General features: G+C 62.3%; 20 protein-coding genes. 11 read left to right on the top strand and 9 right to left on the bottom strand.

Annotation, left to right across the window (positions count from 1 at the left end):
• Nucleotides 1-54: 54 nt before the first annotated feature.
• The 4 genes from HS968_RS16590 to HS968_RS16605 all read right to left on the bottom strand — a co-directional run bounded on the left by HS968_RS16590 (nt 55) and on the right by HS968_RS16605 (nt 4,210).
• The gene (locus tag HS968_RS16590) at nt 55-1,437 is read right to left on the bottom strand and encodes an ATP-binding protein (protein WP_179621968.1); all 1,383 of its coding nucleotides are present in this window, start codon (nt 1,435-1,437) and stop codon (nt 55-57) included.
• Nucleotides 1,434-2,111, bottom strand: a complete 678-nt coding sequence (locus HS968_RS16595) for a response regulator transcription factor (protein WP_119692758.1) — start codon at nt 2,109-2,111, stop codon at nt 1,434-1,436. Before HS968_RS16595 ends, HS968_RS16590 begins: the two co-directional genes overlap by 4 nt.
• A 209-nt stretch (nt 2,112-2,320) precedes the next feature.
• Nucleotides 2,321-2,926 carry a porin family protein gene (locus HS968_RS16600; RefSeq protein ID WP_238338849.1) on the bottom strand — a complete coding sequence of 202 codons (606 nt, stop codon included), beginning with the start codon at nt 2,924-2,926 and terminating at the stop codon, nt 2,321-2,323.
• A gap of 111 nt (nt 2,927-3,037) precedes the next feature.
• Nucleotides 3,038-4,210: an MFS transporter gene (locus HS968_RS16605; protein ID WP_119692759.1), complete on the bottom strand. Its 1,173-nt coding sequence runs from the start codon at nt 4,208-4,210 to the stop codon at nt 3,038-3,040.
• A gap of 174 nt (nt 4,211-4,384) precedes the next feature.
• Here HS968_RS16605 and HS968_RS16610 point away from each other — a divergent pair, with 174 nt between their 5' ends.
• The 5 genes from HS968_RS16610 to HS968_RS16630 all read left to right on the top strand — a co-directional run bounded on the left by HS968_RS16610 (nt 4,385) and on the right by HS968_RS16630 (nt 8,583).
• Nucleotides 4,385-4,552, top strand: a complete 168-nt coding sequence (locus HS968_RS16610) for a periplasmic nitrate reductase, NapE protein (RefSeq protein WP_182367273.1) — start codon at nt 4,385-4,387, stop codon at nt 4,550-4,552.
• A gap of 30 nt (nt 4,553-4,582) precedes the next feature.
• Nucleotides 4,583-4,846 carry a chaperone NapD gene (locus HS968_RS16615; protein ID WP_182367275.1) on the top strand — a complete coding sequence of 88 codons (264 nt, stop codon included), beginning with the start codon at nt 4,583-4,585 and terminating at the stop codon, nt 4,844-4,846.
• On the top strand, nt 4,843-7,347 hold the full coding sequence (napA, locus tag HS968_RS16620; RefSeq protein WP_182367277.1) for a nitrate reductase catalytic subunit NapA: 2,505 nt from the start codon (nt 4,843-4,845) through the stop codon (nt 7,345-7,347). The genes HS968_RS16615 and napA overlap by 4 nt, the downstream gene beginning before the upstream one ends.
• Nucleotides 7,348-7,358: 11 nt before the next feature.
• Nucleotides 7,359-7,844, top strand: a complete 486-nt coding sequence (locus HS968_RS16625) for a nitrate reductase cytochrome c-type subunit (RefSeq protein WP_182367279.1) — start codon at nt 7,359-7,361, stop codon at nt 7,842-7,844.
• 142 nt (nt 7,845-7,986) lie between these two features.
• Entirely contained in the window at nt 7,987-8,583 is a 597-nt protein-coding gene (locus tag HS968_RS16630) for a cytochrome c3 family protein (protein ID WP_119692764.1), read from the top strand.
• Nucleotides 8,584-8,668: 85 nt separating this feature from the next.
• On the opposite strand, the gene HS968_RS16635 is transcribed toward HS968_RS16630, so the two are convergent.
• Nucleotides 8,669-9,145 (bottom strand): TlpA disulfide reductase family protein, encoded by a 477-nt coding sequence (locus tag HS968_RS16635; protein WP_182367281.1) that lies wholly within the window; start codon nt 9,143-9,145, stop codon nt 8,669-8,671.
• Between the two features lie 30 nt (nt 9,146-9,175).
• On the opposite strand from HS968_RS16635, the gene HS968_RS16640 reads away from it, so the two are divergent.
• Entirely contained in the window at nt 9,176-10,582 is a 1,407-nt protein-coding gene (locus HS968_RS16640) for a PilZ domain-containing protein (protein ID WP_182367282.1), read from the top strand.
• A gap of 148 nt (nt 10,583-10,730) precedes the next feature.
• Nucleotides 10,731-11,123, top strand: a complete 393-nt coding sequence (locus HS968_RS16645; protein WP_182367283.1) for a hypothetical protein — start codon at nt 10,731-10,733, stop codon at nt 11,121-11,123.
• A 47-nt stretch (nt 11,124-11,170) separates the two neighbouring features.
• On the opposite strand, the gene HS968_RS16650 is transcribed toward HS968_RS16645, so the two are convergent.
• On the bottom strand, nt 11,171-11,371 hold the full coding sequence (locus tag HS968_RS16650) for a hypothetical protein (RefSeq protein WP_182367284.1): 201 nt from the start codon (nt 11,369-11,371) through the stop codon (nt 11,171-11,173).
• A 223-nt stretch (nt 11,372-11,594) separates the two neighbouring features.
• Nucleotides 11,595-12,812, bottom strand: coding sequence for a YihY family inner membrane protein (locus HS968_RS16655; RefSeq protein ID WP_182367285.1), 1,218 nt, complete (start codon nt 12,810-12,812; stop codon nt 11,595-11,597).
• Nucleotides 12,813-12,938: 126 nt separating this feature from the next.
• Here HS968_RS16655 and arsC point away from each other — a divergent pair, with 126 nt between their 5' ends.
• The 4 genes from arsC to HS968_RS16675 are packed head-to-tail and all read left to right on the top strand — an operon-like array spanning nt 12,939 to nt 14,990.
• The gene (gene arsC, locus HS968_RS16660) at nt 12,939-13,292 is read left to right on the top strand and encodes an arsenate reductase (glutaredoxin) (RefSeq protein ID WP_182367287.1); all 354 of its coding nucleotides are present in this window, start codon (nt 12,939-12,941) and stop codon (nt 13,290-13,292) included.
• Nucleotides 13,289-13,885 carry an NAD(P)H:quinone oxidoreductase gene (gene wrbA / locus HS968_RS16665; protein ID WP_119692769.1) on the top strand — a complete coding sequence of 199 codons (597 nt, stop codon included), beginning with the start codon at nt 13,289-13,291 and terminating at the stop codon, nt 13,883-13,885. The genes arsC and wrbA overlap by 4 nt, the downstream gene beginning before the upstream one ends.
• 2 nt (nt 13,886-13,887) lie before the next feature.
• The gene (locus HS968_RS16670) at nt 13,888-14,298 is read left to right on the top strand and encodes a DUF2069 domain-containing protein (protein WP_182367289.1); all 411 of its coding nucleotides are present in this window, start codon (nt 13,888-13,890) and stop codon (nt 14,296-14,298) included.
• Entirely contained in the window at nt 14,298-14,990 is a 693-nt protein-coding gene (locus HS968_RS16675) for an alpha/beta fold hydrolase (RefSeq protein ID WP_182367291.1), read from the top strand. Before HS968_RS16670 ends, HS968_RS16675 begins: the two co-directional genes overlap by 1 nt.
• Before the next feature lie 27 nt (nt 14,991-15,017).
• Here HS968_RS16675 and hda read toward each other — a convergent pair whose 3' ends face one another.
• Both hda and HS968_RS16685 read right to left on the bottom strand, forming a co-directional pair.
• Nucleotides 15,018-15,722: a DnaA regulatory inactivator Hda gene (gene hda, locus HS968_RS16680; RefSeq protein ID WP_106736295.1), complete on the bottom strand. Its 705-nt coding sequence runs from the start codon at nt 15,720-15,722 to the stop codon at nt 15,018-15,020.
• A complete protein-coding gene (locus tag HS968_RS16685) occupies nt 15,719-16,810 on the bottom strand; it encodes an AI-2E family transporter (protein WP_119692772.1) in 1,092 nt (363 codons plus the stop codon). The genes hda and HS968_RS16685 overlap by 4 nt, the downstream gene beginning before the upstream one ends.
• Nucleotides 16,811-16,838 lie beyond the last annotated feature (28 nt).

The raw sequence follows: 16,838 nt of genomic DNA on the forward strand, positions 1-16,838 counted from the left end.
GGTGCGCTAGGCGCACCGTGGAAAGCGACGGTACGCGCGGCGCACCCTACACCCTCAATCGTACAAGCGCACCCGGAAACACGCCCCGCCCAACTCCGACTCTTCCAGGCTCAGTTCACCGTCGTAGCTCTCGACGATGTCCTCGACCACCGCCAGGCCGATGCCCTGCCCCGGATTCTGCGCATCCAGGCGTTCGCCGCGCTGCAACACGCGCGCGCGTTGATCCGGCGGCACGCCAGGACCATCGTCCTCGATGGTGATCAGGCAGCCTCCTGCCAGTGGCTCCAGGCGAATGTGCACCCGGTGCAGGCATAGCCGGTAGGCGTTCTCCAGCAGGTTGCCGAGCAGTTCCATCAGCGCGCCGCGCTCCATGGTGATCTGGCTATGCTCGGGCACGTCCAGCGTCGCCTCCACGCGCTTGTCGCGGTAGACCTTGTCCAACGACCGGCACAGGCCATCGAGCAACGGCCACACCCGCTCGCGGTGGCGCACCAGGCCGCTACGACGCAGGCTGGCACGCTGCAGCTGATAGCCAACCTGCTGGCTCATGCGCTCGATCTGCGCCTGCATCAGTTGCGCCTGTTCGCGGTTCTCCGGTTGCACCGCCAGGGTTTCCCCCATGCCCTGCAGCACGCTGAGCGGCGTCTTCAGGCTATGGGCGAGGTCTTCCAGAGAATCGCGATAACGCTCGCGCTGACGACGTTCACTGTCGAGCAGGCGGTTCAACGAATTGGTCAGGCGCAACAGCTCACGCGGGTGATCATCACTGAGGCGCTGGCGGGTTCCCGCCTCCACGCCATCGAGCTCGTCGCTGAGCCCTCGCAGACTGCGAAAACCCCAGGTCAGGCCGAACCAGAGCAGGCCGAGCAGAACCAGCAGCGCGATCCCCAACCACAGGCGCAATTGCCAGGCAAAACCGTCGAACAGCGTCTGGTATTCGCGCGTCGGTTGCATGGTGACGATGCTCAGGGCCGTCTCGTCGCCGCGAACCAGGTCGACCTCGATGTCGTAGACGAAATACTCCTGGCCATTCTCGTCGCGGATGCGCACGAACTCGTGGCCGCGGCCGTCGTAGCGCGGCAAGTAACGCACCAGTTCATCGATGGAGGAACGCGAGCGCCAGATCAGCTTGCCCTCGCGGTCGAAGATGAAGCCCAGCAAGTGCGAATCGAGGTTGTCGAATTCCTCGTCCGGCATCTTGTCCGGCATGCTCAATTGGCCATCATGAATACGCGCTGCCGAAATCAGCGCGGCTGCATCGGAGGCCAGACGTTTCTCCACCGTCTGCTCCAGGGCCATGAGAAACACGCCCTGTAGCACCGGCATCAGCAACAACATGAACAGCATCGCCAGCGCTGCACTGGCCAACATCAGGCGCAAGCGCAGTGAACCGAGGCGAATCCGCAGCTTGCGCAGAACGGCGCGCGCTCGACTCACTTGCAGCGCTCGTTGAACATGTAGCCCTGGCCACGCACGGTTTCGATCGGTTTGTCGTTCAGCACGGTCTCCAGCTTGCGCCGCAGGCGGCCGACCAGCACCTCGATGACATTGGGATCACGCTCATCGTCGCCCGGATAGAGCTGCTCCATCAGCCGCTCCTTGGCCACCACTTGCTGGTGATGGAGCATGAGGTATTCGAGAATTCGGTATTCGTAAGCGGTGAGTTGCAACGACTGCTCATCGACGGTCGCCTGCTTGCGATTGAGATCGAGCACCAGATTGCCAGCCTCGATGGTCGACTTGGTAAACCCGGAAGACCGCCGCAACAAGGCATTCAGGCGCGCCTCCAGCTCTTCGAACTGGAACGGCTTGACCACGTAATCGTCAGCACCGCAGGAAAGCCCTTCGACCTTGTCCTGCCAGTTGCCCCGCGCGGTGAGAATCAGGATCGGGAAGTTCTTGTCCTGGCTACGCAGCTCACGGATCAGATCGATGCCGCTCATGCCCGGCAGGCCGAGGTCGACCAGAGCCAGGTCATGGTTGAACGACTCGGCCCGATACAGCGCCTCTTCGGCGGTTCGCACGGCGTCCACTACATGCCCGTTCTCACTGAGGCGAGTGAACAGATGGTGACGCAGCAGCGCCTCATCCTCCACCACCAACAATTTCATGACACTCTCCCTTTCTCAGTTGTACGAAGGCCGAGCAAATCAGTCGGCGTGAAAACTACTGCGCTCGGCCATGCTGCGTTAAAAACCGGCTCAGAGTGCTCATTTACAACTCGTAAACTGCGCCTCTTCGCCGGTTCTCGCCTTGCCTGACCTTCGCTCGCTACGTTTTCACACGGACTGATGCCCGGCCAGGTGAAACGAAGCCTCCGTCAGAAGGCGAAGTTGGCACCAAGATAGAGCTGCGAGGTGCTGTGCAGATCCAGCGACCCGGCCTTGCCCTCGCCATGCGGCGCCATTTCTGTGCTGGCATTGGTACGCAGATAACGATAGCCGGCTTCGATCGACGTATTGCTGTTCAGTTCCTGCAGGATACCGGCCTGCAGGCCTGCCGCGTAGCCGACGTTGCTGTCACGCGAGAAGCCACGGCTGTTCTGCTCCAGCTTGACCAGGCCAGCAGTCACACCACCGAACAACTTGGTGTTGTTGTCACCCAGCGGTACGAACATGTCATAGCTGCCGAGCAGGTTCTGCTGGCGCAGCTTGTAGCCATTATTGCTGTCGGAAACATGCTCGTAGGTCGCGTAATAACGGCCATCGGCAGTCTTCTGGCCAGCGCGCACGCCCCAGGTACCGGTGCCATTGATTACCTTGTCCAGTTTGGGATTGTCCAGGTTGGCATTCAGCGCATTGGACTTCTGGATGTTGTTGTCGGTCTGGCCCCAGGTCAGGCCGACGAAATTGTCATTGGCCTGCGCAGCGGTAGCGCCGAGGGCCAGGCAGGTAGCGAATGCAATACGGTTCAGGGTGATTTTCATCGAATCGTTCCTCTCGTTTCGGTTGTGATCAACTCGACAACGAGTCTGCCGGAAGAGTACTGAATCGCCGCTGAACCCTCCTTGAACCTGCACTGAACGAGCGGCAAACAGCTACAAACGTCGCACCAGGGCCGCAGCGAGCATGAACAAGGACGCCAGAACGACGAGCAATGCCCACCAACCGGCGTGCTCCCAGACATAACCACCGACATAGCCGACCAGGCTGGAACCCAGGTAATACGCGCACAGATAAAGCGCCGAAGCCTGTGCCTTGGCGCCTTGCGCATGAGCCCCGACCTGGCCGCTGGCGACCGCATGCGCGGCAAAGAAACCCAGGGTGAACAATGCCAACCCGACCACCGCCGCACTCAGCCAGGGCGTCGCGCAAAGCGCCACCCCCAGCAGCATCAGGCCGATCCCGCCATGCAGAACCTGCCGCGCCCCGAAGCGCGGCACCAGGCGCCCAGCCCAACCCGCGCTGAAGATACCCAGCAGGTAAACGGTGAACAGCAGACCGATCACCGTGGCCGAGAGATTGAACGGCTCACCGGCCAGGCGAAACCCTACATAGTTGAACAAGGCCACGAAGCCGCCCATCAACAGGAAAGCCAGGGCGAACAACACCCGCAAACGCGGGTTACCCAGGTGCAAAGCGAAATTGCGCAGCAGCCCGCGCAGCGACAGTGGCTGAGCAGTGAAATGGCGTGACGGCGGCAACAGCCAGAGAAACAGCCCAAGCGCCAGCAGACCGAGCCCGGCGATACCGCCCAACGCCCACGGCCAGCCACCGAGGTCGCTGAGCAGGCCCGCCAGCAGACGGCCGAGCAAGCCGCCCAGTGCCGTGCCACCGATATACAGCCCCATGGCTGCCGGCAGCGACTCGGGGTCGAACTCCTCGCCAACATAGGCCATGGCCAATGCCGGTAGCCCACTCAACGCCAGCCCGAGCAGCGCCCGCAGAATCAGCAGACTGCCCCACTCTTCCACCAAAGCGCAGGCGATACCCAGCAGCGCCGCCAGCCCCAGCGCCGCAGCCATCACCGGCTTGCGCCCCCAGCTCTCCGCCAGCGCGCCGGATACCAGCAGGCACAGCGCCAGGCTCAGCGTCGTCAAAGATAGCGCCAGGCTGCTACTGGCCGCGGAAACGCGAAAATGCGCCGCCAACAGCGGTAGCAGTGGTTGCACGCAATAGAGCATGGCGAAGGTGGCGAAACCGGCGCAGAACAGCGCCAGGGTGGCGCGCCGATAGGCGGTACTGCCACGGGTGAGATGGGTAGCGGACATCGGGGACGGGACTCACGGGACATGAAGCAGGTAACGGCATAAATATTAGCACGCTACCGATCTCCCGAGTCATACCACCCTCCAAGTGGCCCAAACCCTGACCCACCTCAACACGCTTTGCCCTTAATAAAACTAAGGTCTAGCCTGAACGTTGAACGAAACGGAGCCAAGCGCATGGACAACACGCCTGAACACCGCGCGTCGAAAGGCAAGGAAACCCGCCTGTTCGTTTTCCTCGTGGTCTGCCTCTTTCCCCTTCTCTCGATCGCCCTGGTGGGTGGCTACGGATTCTTCATCTGGTTCATGCAGATGCTCCTGGGGCCACCCGGCCCGCCCCACTGACGCCCACATGAAACAACGGAGCCACGGAAGATGGCCGAAGAAACCGTGCATATAGCCAGCCTGCTGATTCACATCCGCCCCGAACTGCTCGATGCAGTCAAAACCAACCTGCGCCAGCTCGATGGCCTGGAACTTCATCAGGAGAGCCCTCAAGGCAAGCTGGTGGTGGTTCTGGAAACCACACACGAGCGCCACATCCTCGACAGAATCGATCAGATCAACAGCCTGCCGGGGGTTCTCAACGCTGCGTTGGTCTACCACGAACTCCTCACCCCAGAGGGAGAACCAGAGTGAAGCTTTCCCGCCGTGACTTTGCCAAAGCCAACGCTGCTGCCATCGCTGCAGCCGCCGCCGGCCTGCCCTTCATCAGTACTGCCAGCAACCTGATCACCGAGGCGGACATGACCCGCCTGGACTGGAACAAGGCGCCCTGTCGCTTCTGCGGCACCGGCTGCAGCGTGATGGTGGCGACCCGCGACAACCGCGTGGTCGCCACCCACGGCGACGTCAAGGCCGAGGTCAATCGCGGCCTGAACTGCGTCAAGGGCTACTTCCTGTCGAAGATCATGTACGGCGTCGACCGCCTCAACCAGCCACTGCTGCGCATGAAGAACGGCGTGTATGACAAGCAGGGCGAGTTCCAGCCGGTTAGCTGGGAACAGGCCTTCGACATCATGGCGCAGAAGACCAAGGAGGCGTTGCGTGAGCACGGCCCCGAGGCTGTCGGCATGTTCGGCTCCGGCCAGTGGACGATCTGGGAAGGCTACGCGGCCAACAAGCTGATGAAGGCCGGTTTCCGCTCCAACAACATCGACCCCAACGCGCGCCACTGCATGGCCTCGGCGGTGATGGGCTTCATGCGCACCTTCGGCATGGACGAGCCGATGGGCTGCTACGACGACATCGAAGCCACCGACAGCTTCGTGCTGTGGGGCTCGAACATGGCCGAGATGCATCCGGTGCTGTGGAGCCGGGTCACTGACCGGCGCCTGAGCAAACCGGACGTCAAGGTCGCCGTGCTGTCGACCTTCGAACACCGCAGCTTCGATCTGGCCGACATTCCCATGGTATTCAAGCCACAGACCGACCTGCTGATCCTCAATTACATCGCCAACCACATCATCGAAACCGGCGCGGTGAACAAGGACTTCGTCAGCAAACACACCAAGTTCGCCAAAGGCGCTGACGACATCGGTTACGGCCTGCGCGCCGACAACCCGCTGGAAATGCAGGCCAAGAACGCCAGCAAGGCCAATACCTGGAGCGACATGTCGTTCGAGGAGTTCGCGGCCTTCGTCAAACCCTACACCCTGGAGCGCGCCGCCAAGGAATCGGGCGTGCCGGCAGAGCGCCTCAAGGCGCTGGCCGAGCTGTACGCCGACCCGAAACGCAAGGTGGTGTCGTTCTGGACCATGGGCTTCAACCAGCACACCCGCGGTGTTTGGGCCAACAACCTGATCTACAACATCCATTTGCTGACCGGCAAGATCAGCGAGCCGGGCAACAGCCCTTTCTCGCTCACCGGCCAACCATCGGCCTGCGGCACCGCGCGCGAAGTCGGCACCTTCTCCCATCGTCTGCCCGCCGACATGGTGGTGACCAACCCGAAACACCGTGCCACTGCCGAGAAGATCTGGAAACTGCCGGACGGCACCATTCAGGAAAAACCCGGTTTCCACGCCGTCGAGCAGAGCCGCAAGCTCAAGGATGGCGTGCTCAAGGTCTACTGGACCCAGGTCAGCAATAACATGCAGGCCGGCCCCAACATCATGCAGGAGGTTCTGCCCGGCTGGCGCAACCCGGGAGCATTCGTCATCGTCTCTGACGTTTACCCGACGGTTTCCGCCCAGGCTGCCGACCTGATCCTGCCCAGTGCCATGTGGGTGGAAAAGGAAGGTGCCTACGGCAACGCCGAGCGCCGCACGCAGTTCTGGCACCAACTGGTGCATGCCCCAGGCGAGGCCAAGTCCGACCTGTGGCAGTTGGTGGAATTTTCCAAGCGCTTCACCACCGATGAAGTCTGGCCTGCCGAGTTGCTGGCCAAGTCGCCGCAACACAAGGGCAAGACGCTGTATCAGGTGCTGTTCGCCAACGGCCAGGTCGACCAGTTCCCGGTCGAGCAGATCGAGTCGGGCTATGCCAACGACGAAGCCAAGGCCTTCGGCTTTTATCTGCAGAAAGGCCTGTTCGAGGAATACGCCCAGTTCGGCCGCGGTCATGCCCACGACCTGGCCCCCTTCGACAGCTACCACGCCGCACGCGGCTTGCGCTGGCCGGTGGTGGATGGCCAGGAAACCCGCTGGCGCTATCGCGAAGGCCTCGATCCCTACGTGGAAAAAGGCAGTAGCGTGCAGTTCTACGGTTACCCGGACAAACGTGCGCTGATCTTCGCCCTGCCCTACGAGCCAGCCGCCGAAGCACCCGACAATGATTACCCGTTCTGGCTCAGCACCGGCCGGGTACTGGAGCACTGGCACACCGGCAGCATGACCCAACGCGTCGAGGAGCTGCACCGCGCAATACCCGACGCCCTGGTGTACATGCATCCGGATGACGCCAAGGCGCTCAAGGCCCGGCGTGGCAGCGAGGTCAAGGTGATCAGCCGGCGCGGCGAAATACGTGCACGTATCGAAACCCGTGGCCGTAACAAGCCGCCGCGCGGCCTGGTTTTCGTGCCGTTCTTCGATGCCAACAAGCTGATCAACAAGGTCACTCTGGACGCCACCGACCCGATCTCCAAGCAGACCGACTACAAGAAGTGTGCGGTGAAGATCGAACTGATCAGCCTGGCCTGAGGAGCACTGTCATGAGCCTGCGTTATCTGCCCCTGCTGCTCGTCTGCGCCTTCGGTATGGCCGTTGCCAGCGAGCTGAACTATCCCCTCGATGCCCCTGCACCAGATGGTCGCCGCCCCGGCGGCACCCTCACTCAGGAATTCCCGGCCCCCGCGCTCGGTAACGAAGAGAACAAGGACATCAAGCGTGAACGCAATTACCCGGAACAGCCACCGACCATCCCGCACAGCATTCGTGGCTACCAGGTCGACGCCAACGGCAACAAGTGCCTGAGCTGTCACAGCCGTGCCGGCAGCGCACGCAGCCAGGCACCGATGATCAGCATCACCCACTACATGGATCGTGACGGCCAGGCGCTGGCCGCGGTGTCACCACGGCGCTACTTCTGCACCCAGTGCCACGTGACCCAGCAGGAGGTGAAACCGCTGGTGGGCAATACCTTCCGCAACATCGATCAGTTGCTGAGCGATGAAGCAACCGATGCAGCGAAGCCGTGAGGAGGCTTATGAAGAAATCGTCGCGAGCGAACGCAGGTCGCGTTTCGCCTGCGCGCAGCAAGCGGAGTGTATTGAAATCGAGCACAGCCGAATGCGAGATGCCGAGCGCAGTAGATTTATTCACAAGCCCTGAGGAGGCCTCATGAAGTCATTACTCGCCCTGCTCAAGGATTACTGGGGCATCCTGCGCCGACCGAGCGTGCATTACAGCCTGGGCTTTCTCAGCCTCGGCGGCTTCATTGCCGGGATCATCTTCTGGGGCGGCTTCAATACCGCACTGGAAGCGACCAACACCGAGCAATTCTGCATTTCCTGCCACGAGATGCGCGACAACGTGTTCGTCGAATTGCAGGACACCATCCACTACAGCAACCGTTCCGGCGTACGCGCCACCTGCCCCGACTGCCATGTGCCGCATCAGTGGACGGACAAGATCGCGCGCAAGATGCAGGCCTCCAAAGAGGTCTGGGGCAAGATCTTCGGCACCATCAACACCCGCGAGAAGTTTCTGGAGAAACGCCGCGAGCTGGCCGAACACGAATGGGCCAGACTCAAGGCCAACGACTCGCTGGAGTGCCGCAACTGCCACAACTTCGACTACATGGACTTCACCAAGCAGAGTCCGCGTGCCCGGCAGATGCACTCCAGCGCGCTGGCCAGCGGCGAAGCCACGTGCATCGACTGCCACAAGGGCATCGCCCACCATCTGCCCGATATGAGCGGGGTACCGGGCTGGTAAGTGTCACCGATCATAGGGGATCGTGAGGCCCGTACCGAGCAGGCACCACGTTATTCGTGGTGCGCACGGCGCACCCTACACGCCTCTATTCGCCGCGCAGGCGTTGCAAGTGGGCGAGCACGCCAGCGGCAGTCTGCTCACCGACCAGGCGTTCGCGCATCCGGCCCTTGTCATCGACGATATAGGTCACCGGCAGCACGTCGTTGTGCGGCAGCTCGAAACGCGCCGCTGGGTCTTGCGCAAGAACGATGAAGCGAATCTTGAAGCTATCCGCCGCACGCTGGAGATCCTCGCCCTGCAATCCGTCGAAGTTCACCCCGATCACCCGAGCCGAGTGTTTCTGCAGCTCTTCTTCCAGGGCGTTTAGCTCGGGAATTTCAGTACGACAAGGCGCGCACCATTCGGCCCAATAATTAATGACTAGCCACTGGCCATCCAGGCTGTCAGCCGTTACCTTTCGTCCATGCTGATCAGGGCCGAAATCCTCGGCACATGCCGCCAGCAACAAGGCGGCACAGATACCCAAGACAGCCTTGCCGACAATCCGGAGCCGTAAGCCCATGTATTCGATCCTCGTCCACTCGGGGTTGATATGACGCTGGATGCCCTGCGCCTGGAAGTACCGGACATCCGCGAAGACAGCAGTGTATCGCCGGCGGAAATCGTCGAACGGCTCGCCAGCGCACGCCATCTGGAGCTCGACAACGGCCTGCAGCAAGTGCTCGGCCTGTTGTTCACGCTCAATCGCAGTGGCCTGACCTTACTGGAAAGGCAGCGAGCGCTGCAAAACTTCAGTGACGAATACCGCCACTACGCCACGCTGGTCAATCGCGCCCACGCACCCAGTACCCTGTTCGTGCGCCTGTGCGGTGAACTGGCGATCGGCTTCAAGCGGCTGTTGCTGCAGATTCTCCAGGGCCGCCAGCCGTCGCTGCCGCACCTGGCCTGGTGCCTGTACATGGCCCAGCATTTTCTCGCGCAACAGTTGCTACGCCATTACCAGCTGTATCAGGAACCCCCGGCGAACCTGTGGCGCGACAGCCACCTGCTGTACTGGATCGGCGAACACCAGCAATGCCTGGATGAACCCGTCGCGGCAGCCTTCCAGCCGAGACCGGCAAGCACGCTGCGCGGCCTCTACCAGCAGATGCTGCTCCTGGCCCTGAGCAACCCCTTCCATCTCGCCGAAGGCGAATGCCTGACCCTGTTCAGCGCCCTCGCGCCCCTCGCCGACCTGGCACGCTTGCAGGCCTGGGACGAGGAAGACGACAGCGAAGGCCCGGTGGTCGACCTCAGCGAATCCCAGGCCTGCCTGACGTTCGATCAGAACATCGAAGGCGAACCGGCCAACCTGCGGCGCTTCGAACTCGGCGCCCTGCTGATCGCCTTGCATGAGCCCGCGCCCCTGCAAAGCCCGCAGGAACGCCAACTCCTTGAACGCGTACGCCAGCACTGGCTGGGCCGTCAACAACGTCGCCACGAACGCGCCGAGTTCACCGGGCAATGCGGCCTGGTCGTTGGACTGTCGGCGATTCACGCGCAATTGCTGGACAAACTGCCGCAACGCACCGAAACCCAGATTCTCGACGCCAGCCCCGGCGGCGCAAGACTGCTGTGCAATGCCAATGAAGGCGGCCTGCTGCAAGTCGGGCAGTTGGTACTGCTATTGACCAACAGCACGCCGACCCTCGCCCTGGTGCGCTGGCGTCATCTCGGCAGCGAGGGGCTGCACCTGGGGCTGCGCTATCTCAAGGGCCTGCCGCGTCCGGTCTGGCTACGGCGCGCGCCAAACGCGCAAACCCATCCGGGCGTGCTGCAAAGCACACCGGCACCGGGCAATGGCTGGCATCACGGCCTGTGGCTACCCAAAGGCCAGTTCAGCACCGGCGAGAATCTCTGGCTGCAGCTGGTCAGCGTACACAACCAGGCGATCCTGCCGCTGCCCGAGAGCAACCTGGAGACGCCCTCTGTCACGCGTCACCCACTACGCCTGGCCTGAGATCCACTGCGCGCCTCCCCAGCCGAGCTTCGGCTGGGCGAAACTGCGACCCCAGTCACGCCAGCTGTCTGCCGAGCGCACAGTTTCGTTGGCTGGGGGCTGCTTATAATTCCTGGCCCTGAAGTCTCACCCTGCCTGGAATTCCACCATGTCCCAAGCGCAAGACAAGCTGATCGGCTCCGTGCCTTCGCGCATCGTCGACGCCGCTCGCCTGTTGGTCACCCCCTACGAAGGACGCGTAGCCGAATACAACGTAGCCGCCTGGTTACAGCTGCCAGGGCTGGCCAATCTGCCGGTATCGCTATTGGTCAGTTACCGCGACGGCGACAAGCGCCGCGAGGTCAATATCGACCACGGCAAGGTCAATGCACATGGCAAGATCCTGCTCTCGGGCATCGCTCGCATGCCCGTGCGGCAGAGGATCGAAGACATGCAGGTGCGCCTGCGCTCGGCAGTGCCGGCGCAAAGTCTGGTAGTCGAGGAATTCTTCGTTCAGGCCGTCGAGCTGGCCAACAGCGAGACTCGCCAGGCACTGGCCTGAAACGGCCGCGGAAAAACAAAACCCGAGCAGTGCAGAGGTTTCTGCTTTCAGCCCGAGGAGACGCCTGGGCAGGGCGAAGGCGGCTGAGCCGTCTCATCGGCAGGTTGCGGCACGTTCTCGGGAGCGACATGGTCGAGCAGCGATTCCGGCCAGCGCGCGAATCGCAAACCGGTGATACGGTTGAGCCGCGTCAGCGCTTCCTGCGGGTCTCGCCGATGAAGGTGAATCACTCGTTTATCGCTCGTCATTACTGCTTCATTCCTTAGCGATCCCTGCCCTGCTGGCAGTTCGATAGCAACCGATTCTGTCGTTGCCAGAAGCGTGCCAGTCCCTGTGTAGCGCATTCTCTGACGCCAGGTTGCCGCCCAAGGCCACATCGCAGAATGTCAGCGCCGTAAAATGACGTTTTTTGTCACTCCAATTAGCAATCAGCTCTCTCAGGACATATCCGGCATTCGAGATCTGGCCGACTCACCGCTTGCCCGGTAGCCATTCGGCAAGGCTGGCCCCGAACTGCTCCTCTCTCTCGACCTGCAAACGCTCTAGCGCCTCGCGCAATGCCGGGTACCAGGGCTCGTCGAGTTGCGCTGGCAACTGCGACAGACTCGGCAGTGGCCATGGGCTGCACTCGAGCAGTTGGTGCAGGGAGAAATTGTGCAGGTCACGGCACAACACCCAGCCGCCGCCACTGGCTTTGCAGGCCAGGTGTTCGCGCTCAAGAAAGTCCATCACCTGACTCCATTCATCCTCAGGCAAACGCCAGCCAGCACGTTGCATGTCGCCATAATGCAGCGCCTCACCCTTCTGTTGGCGCTTCAGCAACAGACGCAGCACAACCAGCAGGATCAAGGCCTTGGCGATGGGCTCGCGACGCCAGTGGCGGGGCTGCGACAGGCCATAGACCATTTCGGCGCCAAGCAAGACGATCAGCCAGGACAAGTAGATCCACACCAGGAACAACGGCACCGTGGCGAAGGCGCCATAGATCAGGTGATAGCCGGGAAAGAGCCGCACATAAAGACCGAACAACGCCTTGGCGACCTCGAACAGGATGGCGCTGAACAAACCGCCGAGTAGAGCATGCGGCAAAGGCACGCGGGTGTTGGGCACTGCCGCGTACAACAAGGTGAACGCCGCGATGCTGGATAACAGCGGTGCGAAAGAGAGCAGCGTCTTGGCGCCGACCACTGCATCCGGCCCGGAAATCAGCGACAGAGAAGCGATGTAGGTGCTCACCGCGAAACCCGCACCGAGCAGCAGCGGCCCGAGGCTGAGAATCGCCCAGTAAAGCAGGAAGCTGGACATACCGCGGCGCGGCTGACGCACCCGCCAGATCACGTTGAAGGTCTTCTCGATGGTCACCAGCATGAGGAAGGCGGTAACGGCCAGCAGCCCCACACCAAACCAGGTCAGCTGTCGCGCCTGGGTAGTGAACTCGCGCAGATACTCCTGCACCGTCTCGCCGGTGGACGGCACGAAATTGTGGAAGATGAACCCCTGGATGTCCTCGCCAACGCCCTTGAATGCCGGGATCGCCGAAAGCATGGCGAAGGTAACGGTCATCATCGGCACGACAGCGAACAGCGTGGTGTAGGTCAGCGCCGCCGCGTTGCCGGCACCACGGTTCTCCACGAAACGCTGATACAGGCTAAACCAGAACCCCACCCAGTCCTTCAAACGCCCCCGCATGACCTCTCCTTAGCCCCAAAAACGTTCAGACAATGCGCCGCGTGAAAAGGTCGCATTAGCCGCTTGCGTGCATCTACGGATCAGGCGGTTAGAATAGCCGCCACTTCAAGCCGGATGCGAGCCACCATGACCGACCTGACCCTCTATCACAACCCGCGCTGCTCCAAATCCCGCGGGGCCCTGGAACTGCTCGAAGCCCGTGGGCTGCAGCCAGTTGTCGTGCGCTATCTGGAGACGCCACCCAGCGCCGCCGAACTCAAGAGCCTGTTGGGTAAGCTGGGCATTGCAGCCCGCGACCTGCTGCGTACGGGTGAAGATGAGTACAAGGAACTGGGCCTGGGCGACGCCAGCTTGAGCGAGGCGCAACTGATCGAGGCCATGGTCACGCATCCCAAGCTGATCGAGCGCCCGATTCTGATTGCCGGCGACAAAGCCGTGATTGGTCGCCCGCCGGAAAAAGTGCTGGAGCTGCTGGCATGAGCACACCCTATATCCTGGTGCTCTACTACAGTCGCCACGGCGCTACCGCGCAGATGGCCAGACAGATTGCCCGCGGCGTCGAAATGGCCGGTCTGGAGGCACGTCTGCGCACGGTGCCTGCGGTGTCCAGCGAATGCGAGGCCGTCGCACCGAGCGTGCCGGATGACGGCGCCATGTACGCCACCCTGGATGACCTGAAGAACTGCTCGGGCCTCGCGCTGGGCAGTCCGACCCGTTTTGGCAACATGGCCGCACCACTGAAATACTTCCTCGATGGCACCAGCAACCTGTGGCTGACCGGTGAACTGGTGGGCAAGCCCGCTGGTGTGTTCACCTCCACCGCCAGCCTGCACGGCGGCCAGGAAACCACCCTGCTGTCGATGATGCTGCCCCTGCTGCACCACGGCATGCTGCTCTGCGGCCTGCCCTACAGCGAATCGGCACTGCTCGAAACCCGCGGCGGCGGTACCCCCTACGGCCCCAGCCACCATGCCGGCGGCGACGGGAAACGCGCACTGGACGAACATGAAACCGCCCTGTGCCGCGCACTCGGCCAACGCCTGGCGAAAATCGCCGGCAAACTGGAGCACTGATCGTGGCCCGAGCGAAAAAAACATTGCCTAGTCTCGAATGGCTGCAACCGCGACTGAAGCTCAGCCGCGCCCTGAGCCTGTTCAGCTTCATCGCCCTGCTGGGCCTGGTGCTGGTGTGGAACCTGGTGTTCGCCGACCTGCATGGCGCGCGTATCTCGGTGGTATTGGCCATCCAGTTGCTGCCGCTGATTCTGCTCGCCCCAGGTTTGTTGATGGGCAACGCGCGCGCTCATGCCTGGGCCTGCTTCGTGGTCAATATCTACTTCATCCAGGGCGTGCTCGCCGCCATCGACCCGGCGCGCGCGCTGTTCGGCGTGCTGGAAGCGGTGATCAGCTTCGGCCTGTTCTGCAGCGCGCTGCTCTACACCCGCTGGCGTTTCCAGTACGACCGCAAGCTGGCTGGGGAAGTCTGATGCGCCTGGTGCTGCTGCCCGGTCTGAACGGCAGCAGCCACCTCTTCATGCCATTGCTCGACGCGCTTCAGGGCATTGACTGTCAGGTGCTCCCCCTGCCGGAGCAGGGGCCGCAGGATTACGACAGCCTGGCCGACAGGCTGATCCATGAGCTGGGCCACACGCCCTTCATGCTGCTGGGTGAATCCTTCTCCGGCCCGCTGGCCTACTGCCTGGCATTGCGAAACCCCGAAGGCTTGCGCGGCCTTGTCTTCGCCGCCTCATTCCTGACCAGCCCTTTCGCGCCTCTGGCCTTGCTCAGGCACTTGCCCATACCTCTGGCACTGGCGACACGTCCCTGGATACTTCGCACCCTGTGTCTCGGCCACCAGGCCAGCGACGCAGAACTCAGGCTTGTGCAAGGGGAAATCCGCCGGCTGGATCAGTCACTGGTGCGCGCGCGCCTTGCCAGCCTGGCAACACTGCACGCACCGCAGCAACACCTCGCCTTGCCGGCGCTGCACCTGTGGCCGCAACAGGATCGACTGGTCACGGCGAAGACCGCCAAGCGCCTGACCGATTACTGCAACGATCTACGCCAAGTGCGCCTGGAAGGCCCGCACTTCGTTCTGCAAACGCAACCACGAACCTGCGCGGCGGCGATTCGCAGCTTCATGGCGGAACACGAGCCGGAGAACGCGCGACAGGACTAGTGGCATCTCAGCGCCTGTCCTTCACCTCTACCAGCCCAGGGTTTCCTTGAGGAAGGGAATGGTCAGCTTGCGCTGAGCCTGCAGCGAGGCCTGATCGAGGCGTTCCAGCAACTCGAACAGCGCGCTCATGCTGCGCTCACCCCGGGTAAGGATGAAGCGCCCAACGTCATCGCTCATCTGCAAGCCACGGCGCGAAGCGCGTAACTGCAAGGCGCGCAGCTTGTCCTCGTCGGACAGCTCGTGCAGTTGGAAAACCAGAGCCAGGGTCAAGCGCGACTTGAGGTCGGGCAACTGGATCGGCAGCTCACGCGGGGACATGGTGCCGGCCAGCAGCAGGCGCCGGCCACTGTCACGCAGGCGATTGAACAGGTGAAACAGCCCTTCTTCCCAGTCGCTGCGTCCGGCCACTGCATCGAGATCATCGAGGCAGACCAGCTCACAGAGCTCCAGGTTATCGAGCAACTCCGGGCCGTGTTGCACCACCTCACCGAGCGGCAGATACACCACTGCCTCACCACGCTGCTCGAAACGCAAGCAAGCTGCCTGCAGTAAGTGACTACGCCCTACGCCTTCGGCGCCCCATAGATAGATCAGGCTTTCCGTCCAGCCGGCATCGGCCTCGCACAGGCGCTCGACGTAGCCCAGAGCCGCGGCATTGGCGCCGGGGTAGTAGTTGGCGAAGGTGGCGTCATCACGCAGACGCACCCCCAGAGGCAGCTGGATTGGTTTCATGCAGGACTCGGCGGCTCGTCGGAACCGCTGTTGGACTCTCCGTAAAGGCCGGAAAGTTTATATAAATCATGAGCATGACGCAGCAAAACCATGATCACGGCAGCAACCGGCAGTGCCAGCAGCACGCCAGTGAAACCAAACAGCTGGCCGCCCGCGAGGATCGCGAAGATCACCGCGACCGGGTGCAGGCCGATGCGATCACCCACCAACATGGGCGTCAGCACCATGCCTTCGAGCAGTTGGCCGATCATGAACACCACGCCGATACCGATCAGCGGATATGGGTCGAGGCCGAACTGGAACAGCGCAGCAGTCAGCGCCGCACCGATACCGACGATGAAGCCCATGTAGGGCACGATGCTCGCCAGGCCAGCCAGCACGCCGATCAGCAGCCCCAGCTCCAGGCCCACCAGCATCAGCCCAGTGGCGTAGATGATGCTGAGCGCCAGCATTACCAGCAATTGGCCACGCAGGAAGGCACCGAGCACCTCGTGGCATTCGCCGGTCAGCTTGACGATCAATCCTTCACGCTGACGCGGCAGCAGACGCCGCACGCGCTCGACCAGCACGTCCCAGTCGCGCATCAGGTAAAAGCTCACCACCGGAATCAGCAGCAGATTGCCCAACCAGGCGAGCAACGCCAGCCCCGAAGACGTGGCCTGGGCCAGCACGGCCTTGAGCACGTCAGTAGTCTTGCCAATGTTGTCGGTAAAGACCTGCTTGAGCTGATCGACCTGCAACAAGTCATCCTGCAAACCCAGATGCGATTGCGACCAGGGCAAGGCCGTGCCCTGCAGCCAGTCGAGCATTTCTGGCGCCAACTGATACAGGCGCACCAATTGCCGCCCCAGCATGGGCACCAGCACCAGCAGCAGAATCAACAGCACCAGGGCGAACAGGGTGAACACCACGACCACGCCGCCGGTGCGCGACAGGCGATGGCGCTCCAGGCGGTCGACCAGTGGATCACCGAGATAGGCCAGCAGGATGCCGATCAGGAAGGGGGACAGAATCGGATGCAACAAGTACAACAGCCAGCCGAGCAGAAACAGCCCAGCCATCCATAGCCAACGGGTGGAATCGGTCATGCTCGCGTCCTCGATGCGAAACGGCGCC

This window comes from Pseudomonas berkeleyensis (assembly GCF_014109765.1).
In the GTDB taxonomy this organism is placed as follows: domain Bacteria; phylum Pseudomonadota; class Gammaproteobacteria; order Pseudomonadales; family Pseudomonadaceae; genus Aquipseudomonas; species Aquipseudomonas berkeleyensis.

Excerpts from the sequence above, each read along its gene's own strand:
- HS968_RS16595 (WP_119692758.1), bottom strand. The coding sequence starts at position 2,111 with ATGAAATTGTTGGTGGTGGAGGATGAGGCGCTGCTGCGTCACCATCTG.
- HS968_RS16600 (WP_238338849.1), bottom strand. The coding sequence starts at position 2,926 with ATGAAAATCACCCTGAACCGTATTGCATTCGCTACCTGCCTGGCCCTC.
- HS968_RS16605 (WP_119692759.1), bottom strand. The coding sequence starts at position 4,210 with ATGTCCGCTACCCATCTCACCCGTGGCAGTACCGCCTATCGGCGCGCC.
- HS968_RS16610 (WP_182367273.1), top strand. The coding sequence starts at position 4,385 with ATGGACAACACGCCTGAACACCGCGCGTCGAAAGGCAAGGAAACCCGC.
- HS968_RS16615 (WP_182367275.1), top strand. The coding sequence starts at position 4,583 with ATGGCCGAAGAAACCGTGCATATAGCCAGCCTGCTGATTCACATCCGC.
- HS968_RS16625 (WP_182367279.1), top strand. The coding sequence starts at position 7,359 with ATGAGCCTGCGTTATCTGCCCCTGCTGCTCGTCTGCGCCTTCGGTATG.
- HS968_RS16630 (WP_119692764.1), top strand. The coding sequence starts at position 7,987 with ATGAAGTCATTACTCGCCCTGCTCAAGGATTACTGGGGCATCCTGCGC.
- HS968_RS16635 (WP_182367281.1), bottom strand. The coding sequence starts at position 9,145 with ATGGGCTTACGGCTCCGGATTGTCGGCAAGGCTGTCTTGGGTATCTGT.
- HS968_RS16640 (WP_182367282.1), top strand. The coding sequence starts at position 9,176 with ATGACGCTGGATGCCCTGCGCCTGGAAGTACCGGACATCCGCGAAGAC.
- HS968_RS16645 (WP_182367283.1), top strand. The coding sequence starts at position 10,731 with ATGTCCCAAGCGCAAGACAAGCTGATCGGCTCCGTGCCTTCGCGCATC.
- HS968_RS16650 (WP_182367284.1), bottom strand. The coding sequence starts at position 11,371 with ATGACGAGCGATAAACGAGTGATTCACCTTCATCGGCGAGACCCGCAG.
- HS968_RS16655 (WP_182367285.1), bottom strand. The coding sequence starts at position 12,812 with ATGCGGGGGCGTTTGAAGGACTGGGTGGGGTTCTGGTTTAGCCTGTAT.
- arsC (WP_182367287.1), top strand. The coding sequence starts at position 12,939 with ATGACCGACCTGACCCTCTATCACAACCCGCGCTGCTCCAAATCCCGC.
- wrbA (WP_119692769.1), top strand. The coding sequence starts at position 13,289 with ATGAGCACACCCTATATCCTGGTGCTCTACTACAGTCGCCACGGCGCT.
- HS968_RS16675 (WP_182367291.1), top strand. The coding sequence starts at position 14,298 with ATGCGCCTGGTGCTGCTGCCCGGTCTGAACGGCAGCAGCCACCTCTTC.
- hda (WP_106736295.1), bottom strand. The coding sequence starts at position 15,722 with ATGAAACCAATCCAGCTGCCTCTGGGGGTGCGTCTGCGTGATGACGCC.
- HS968_RS16685 (WP_119692772.1), bottom strand. The coding sequence starts at position 16,810 with ATGACCGATTCCACCCGTTGGCTATGGATGGCTGGGCTGTTTCTGCTC.